Below are 2,426 nucleotides of genomic sequence, written 5' to 3'. Positions count from 1 at the left end.
TTGATTTTGAGCTTTAATTAGTCTAGACTTCATGATAACGCCTCCTAAGGTGAGTTCTGAGGGCTCCAACCCAGTACATACTCATCCTAGCGGGGCGTTCGTTTTTCTGCAAATCGAATCTACTAACACCTACAGGAATGTTAACGGGCAGATTAACGAACTGCACAAATACCATAATTGGAAGGAGAAGATAAATTGAAACTTGTAAACAAAGCACTCCCTTTGTTTCTCTTGCTTTTACTCGCATTTCAAAGTACAGCATTAGGAGCAACGAAACTATCACCCCGTGATATTGTTGTAAACATTAATGGATCATTTATCAAAACGGACAGTAATCCTTATGTGGAAAAAGGAAGAGTTTTGGTTCCTATTCGGACTCTATCTTCATTAGGATTATCCTACACCTGGGACACGAAAAGTCGAACGGCTATAATAATGAATAAAGTTAAAGATGAAGTGAAAGTGACAGCCAATCAATTAATTGCCTATAAAAATGGAAAAGCCATCAAGCTCGATGTTCCAGCAGTTAATAATAACGGACGTATAATGGTTCCCATTCGTTTTATAACTGAGGCTTTCGAATTCAGTGTAACCTATGAAAAAAATAGAGTAATTTTATTTATAAACAGTAAGGATTTTAAGCTTGATGAGAATCTTATTACATCTGATGATCTAAATAAGGCTCGTCTTGCAGCAATTTCTTTACCAATTACCTTCTCTTTTACACCGTCTGCAGAAGCTGAAAAAAATGAACCAACTCCTTTTTACAGTTACAGCTTTCCACGTGGAGACGCATCACGTTATATTTATAGAACTGGACGTGCCAATACAGTCGTTGAGATTAAAGATGGAATAGCTAAGGCAGTTTGGCAGTTTCAATATGGAGATAAAACACCTATTATTCATTTAGCAGGCCAACAACTAACCAATACACTTGAAGAAATGCTCGATGTTTCATTTGAACATAGTATGTCTGGATCTAATACAGCAATGTTCTACTCAAATGGTTATGGACGTGATGAAGACCATCCGTTCGAAAGATTCACTTATAAAACAGATATGTACGGTGACATTATACAAACAATCCCAAAAGAATAAATCCATAATTCAATTTAGTACCACATCAAAGCCTGTTGAGAAACTTCAACAGGCTCTTGTTGTAATAATATCATTTTCCAATTCCCATTTTGAGCAGAAGCAAAGAACTCAATTTAATGAACATCCGTAAACGAGTAGATTCAGGCCATCCTGCATAAAAGTAAGCGTCAAACCTTAGCCACCTTCAGTCCCTGTTAAATATATGAGAAGATGAAAGCAACCGAAATTACAGGAGGTTGCCTCATGACAAATAAAGAACGACGTCGCCAGGATGGGCGAGACGAATCGAGGACTATAAGTGCAGCGCCAAAGGGCTCACCATCGAGCAGCTACTTTAAGTAAAGCTTGTAAGCATGCGTGGCTTGTTTAGATCCATCTGTACGACAAGCGATAGAGAGTAATGCTTGGGCTTTTCGATCGCCAGAATGCCGTTTCATAAGCGATTTCCAGCCTCGTAAGATATCTTGAGAATGTAATTCATCTAGTTCTTCGGGTGTAGGGAAAAGACGAAGAGTGGCCAGTGAGCCCGTACACATAATATTCTTGAAGACTTGTCGCAACTCAGGGAAAAAAATGTCGACCCATCGATGGATTTGATCGCAGGGCAGCCTTTTACTAACGGGCAGCATTCCTATTATGAAGAAATACGAGGTTTGAGAAATAAAAAGACTCCTTGGTATGATGTTAATGGTCCATAATGCTGGCTGGCTACTGGATCCAAATAAAAACCAAGGAGACTACAAGATGCATTCTACTCAAAATGAACGAATTAATCAAATCACTTCTTCTACTTTAATTGTCGGAGTCGACATTGCTAAATTCAAACATGTGGCCAGGGCACAAGACTACCGCGGAGTCGAGCTCGGTAAATCGATCACGTTTGAAAACAATCGAGAAGGTTTTGAATTATTCATTAGTTGGTTCCAAAAGATTGCGACTGAACAAGAGGTTCAGGACGTCATCGTTGGTATGGAACCGACCGGACACTACTGGCTGAACCTGGTCCATTTTCTAAAAGAACAGGACATTACGTGCGCTGTGGTTAATCCGCTGCACGTGAAGAAAAGCAAAGAATTGGATGATAATTCACCAACCAAGAACGACATTAAAGATGCTAAGGTCATCGCACAGCTCGTCAAAGACGGAAGATACGCCGTACCTCATCTTCCCCAGGGCATTTATGCCGAACTAAGGGAAGCGATGAAAATCCGCGAACATCTGTCGACAGATCTGCGCGTGGTGCAAGGCCGCGTTCATAACTGGTTGGATCGGTACTTTCCAGAGTTCCTTACGGTGTTTAAGGATTGGGAATGCAAGTCAGCACGCCA

2 protein-coding genes are annotated in these 2,426 nt (G+C 40.5%); both read left to right on the top strand.

Going from position 1 to position 2,426, the window contains the following annotated elements; all coding sequences use genetic code 11:
* Positions 1 to 195 precede the first annotated feature (195 nt).
* Positions 196 to 1,098, top strand: coding sequence for a stalk domain-containing protein (locus AB4Z45_RS32775; RefSeq protein WP_441913817.1), 903 nt, complete (start codon positions 196 to 198; stop codon positions 1,096 to 1,098).
* 744 nt (positions 1,099 to 1,842) lie between these two features.
* Positions 1,843 to 2,426, top strand: a 584-nt coding sequence (locus AB4Z45_RS32770) for an IS110 family transposase (protein WP_441913816.1), incomplete at its 3' end; no start/stop codon positions are given.

Source organism: Paenibacillus sp. MCAF9 (assembly GCF_052114265.1).
Classification (GTDB): domain Bacteria; phylum Bacillota; class Bacilli; order Paenibacillales; family Paenibacillaceae; genus Pristimantibacillus.
Note: the sequence above shows the minus strand (reverse complement) of the source record. Positions and strands in the feature narration are given on the sequence as shown.